The organism is Variovorax sp. 20P10.2.4, from assembly GCF_058244205.1.
Genome location: NZ_JBZAYE010000742.1, coordinates 1 through 3,290, shown reverse-complemented (window position 1 = coordinate 3,290; position 3,290 = coordinate 1). Strand labels below are relative to the sequence as shown.

Genomic DNA, 3,290 nt, shown 5'->3' with positions numbered 1-3,290 from the left:
GGGGCGATGGTCGGGGCCGACCGCGCAGCCCGACAGCGCGAGGGCGAGCACCAGCGGCGCGAGGGCATGAGGGATGGACATGTCTTCTTCTCCAGACGTGGAATGGCGCGCGTTCAGGCGAGCCGGTTCCGGAACAACCAGGCGGCCAGCGGCAGCGTGACCAGGGCGATGACCGAGAGCGGAATGAGATTGGCCGCCACCGTCGAGAGCCCGACGCCCTCGAGGTAGACGCGCTGCACCAGGTCGATCGCGAAGCGCAGCGGGTTGGCCAGCGTGGCCATCTGCAGCAGCTCGGGCATGTTGCGCACCGGCGTGGTCAGGCCCGACAGCAGCATCATCGGCATCAGCAGCACGAAGGTGTAGAGCATGGCCTGCTGCATGTTGGCCGACACGGCCGAGATCGACAGCCCGATGCCCACGCTCGCGACGGTGAAGAACACCAGCCCGGTGTAGAGCGTGAACAGCGAGCCCGCCATCGGGATGCCGAACCAGAAGCGCGCCACCAGCAGCACCAGCGAGGACTGCACCAGCCCCACCAGCACCGGCGGCAGCGCCTTGCCGACCATGATCTCGAGCGGCGACATCGGCGTCACCAGCAGCTGGTCGAAGGTGCCCTGTTCGCGCTCGCGCGCCACCGACAGCGCGGTCAGCAGCAGCGTCTGCACCATGCTGAGCGCGGCGATCATGCCGGGCAGCAGGTTCCACCGCGTCTCGAGGTTGGGGTTGAACCAGGCGCGCGACTCCACGGCCAGCGGCGCCGGCGCCAGGCCCGCGCGGCTGCGCAGCTCGGCGTTGTAGCGCTCGACCACCGCGCCCACGTAGCCGGCGGCCGAGCCCGCGGTGTTGGAGTTGCGCGCATCGAGGATCAGCTGCACCGGCGCGCGCTGGCCGGCCGCGAGCCGCTGCTCGAAGTCGGGACCGAGCTGCACCACCAGCAGCGCCTTCTGCGTGTCGATGACCTCGCGGATGTCGGCCTGGGTGCGCAGCGTGGCGACGCGGTGGAACACGCCGGTGCCGTCGAGCCGCGCGACCAGCTCGGTGGCCGCGCCGCCATGGCTCTGGTCGAGCAGCGCATAGGGCACGTTGCTGAGGTCGTAGGTGGCGGCGTAGCCGAAGATCAGGCTCTGCATCAGCGTCGGCACGACCAGGATCACGCGGCTCGCGGGGTCCTTGAGGATCGCGAGCAGTTCCTTGCGGCAGAGGTTGGCGATGCGCAGCAGGAAGTCGAGCATGGTGCGGGTCCTTTCAGTCCAGGCGCTTGCGCGTGACCGCGCGCGCCAGCGCCAGCAGGCCCACCGCATAGGCGGCGAGGATGGCGCAGTCGCGCCAGATCAGCGGCCAGACGTCGCCCGCGAGGAACAGCGTCTTGACCAGTTCCATGAAGTAGGTGGCCGGCAGTGCATGCCCGATCACCTGCACCGCCAGCGGCGTGTTGCGCAGGTCGAACAGGAAGCCCGACAGCATCATCGAGGGCAGGAAGGTGGCGATCAGCGCCACCTGGCTGGCGAGGAACTGGTTGCGCGTGACCGAGGAGATCACCAGGCCCAGGCTCACCGCCACGACCAGGTAGAGCATCGAGCTCAGCACCACCACGACCAGCGAGCCGTACATCGGCACCGCGAACAGGAAGCGCGCGGCCAGCAGGCACAGCGCCAGCCCCAGCATGCCGACCGCGAAGTAGGGCACGATCTTCGCCAGCAGGATCTCGACCGGCCGCACCGGCGTGACGAACAGCGCCTCGAGGGTGCCGCGCTCCCATTCGCGCGCCATCACCAGCGCGGTGAGGAAGGCGCCGACCAGCGTCATGATCAGCACGATCAGCCCCGGCACCAGGTACCAGGTGCTGGTGTTGGCGGCGTTGAACCACATGCGCTGCTCGACCGTCACGCTGCCGATGGCGGGCGCGGCGCTGGCGTTGCCGCCGCGGTCGGCCTGCCGCAGCGCCGACTGGCCGATGGCCGCATTGAGGTACTGCAGCACGATGGTCGCGCGGCCCGCGTCGGCGCCATGCACGATCACCTGCACGCGCGCCTGGCCGGCCGCGAGCGTGCGCGAGAAGTCCGAGGGCACCCGCACGATGGCGTCGATGCGGCGCTCGCGCATCAATTGCTCGGCGTCGTGCATCGAGGCCAGCGGGATCGGCGCGAGCGTGGGCGAGAGCTGCAGCCCGGCCATCGCCTCGTGCGCGCCGGGCGAGGCGTCCTCGAACACGATCGCCACCGGCGCATGCTTGACGTCGAGCGACATGCCGTAGCCGAAGATCAGGATCAGCACCATCGGCAGCAGGATGCCGATCGCGAGGTTGCTGCGGTCGCGCAGCAGCTGGCGGAACTCCTTGCGCGTGAGCGAGACCAGGCGGGACCAGAAACCGCTCATGCGTGCACCTTCTCCTTCCGTGCCTTCTCGACGATGCCGATGAAGGCCTGCTCCATGTCGATGCGGCGCGCATCGTGCTCGCCGTGCTCGTCGCCCAGCGCCTGCGCGCGCACCTCGCGCGGCGTGCCGATGGCCAGCAGCCGGCCCGCGTCCTGGATCACGATGCGGTCGCAGTACTCGGCCTCTTCCATGAAGTGGGTGGTGATCACGACCGTGGTGCCGGCCTCGGCCAGCGCGGTGATGCGGCGCCAGAACTCGCGCCGCGCGAGCGGGTCGGCGCCGCTGGTGGGCTCGTCGAGGAACAGGATCTCGGGCTCGTGCAGCAGGCCGGTGGCCATCGCCAGGCGCTGGCGGTAGCCGCCGGGCAGCTGGCCGCTGGGCGCGTCGATCTCGCGCGCCAGGTCGAACTGGCGCAGCACCGCGTCCATGCGTTCGCGCAGTCGCGCCCCGCGCAGGCCGTAGGCGCCGCCGAAGAATTCGAGGTTCTCGCGCACGCTGAGGTTGCCGTAGAGCGCGAACTTCTGCGAGACGTAGCCGATGCGCCGGCGTGCCTGCGCGCGCGCATGGCGCAGGTCGACGCCGGCCACGCGCAGCTGCCCGCCGCTGGCCGGCAGCAGGCCGCAGAGCATGCGGAAAGTGGTGGTCTTGCCCGCGCCGTTGGGGCCCAGCAGGCCGAAGATCTCGCCGCGCCGCACGCTGAAGCTGGTGCTGGCGACGGCGGTAAAGTCGCCGAAGCGGCGCACCAGGTCCTTGACCTCGATGACGGTGTCGCCGGGCGTGGAGGAGGGCGCCGGCTGCCGCGCGATCGGCTCGGCGGGCTTCGGTGGCGGGTCTTCCTGCGTGCGCAGCAGCGTCATGAAACCGTCCTCGAGCCGCGGCGCCACGGGTTCGGCGGCCGCGCCCTCGAGCAGTTT

3 protein-coding genes are annotated in these 3,290 nt (G+C 70.5%); all 3 read right to left on the bottom strand.

The features are described from left to right. Positions 1 to 113: 113 nt before the first annotated feature. Positions 114 to 1,232, bottom strand: coding sequence for an ABC transporter permease (locus tag AC27VN_RS36715; RefSeq protein WP_490879822.1), 1,119 nt, complete (start codon positions 1,230 to 1,232; stop codon positions 114 to 116). Between the two features lie 13 nt (positions 1,233 to 1,245). Next, positions 1,246 to 2,376 carry an ABC transporter permease gene (locus tag AC27VN_RS36710; protein ID WP_490879821.1) on the bottom strand — a complete coding sequence of 377 codons (1,131 nt, stop codon included), beginning with the start codon at positions 2,374 to 2,376 and terminating at the stop codon, positions 1,246 to 1,248. Further along, on the bottom strand, positions 2,373 to 3,290 hold a 918-nt coding region (locus AC27VN_RS36705), incomplete at its 5' end, for an ABC transporter ATP-binding protein (RefSeq protein WP_490879820.1). The genes AC27VN_RS36710 and AC27VN_RS36705, both read right to left, overlap by 4 nt.

What these genes read in the sequence shown, in the direction of transcription:
- AC27VN_RS36715 (WP_490879822.1), bottom strand. Translation starts at nt 1,232, where the DNA reads ATGCTCGACTTCCTGCTGCGCATCGCCAACCTCTGCCGCAAGGAACTG.
- AC27VN_RS36710 (WP_490879821.1), bottom strand. Translation starts at nt 2,376, where the DNA reads ATGAGCGGTTTCTGGTCCCGCCTGGTCTCGCTCACGCGCAAGGAGTTC.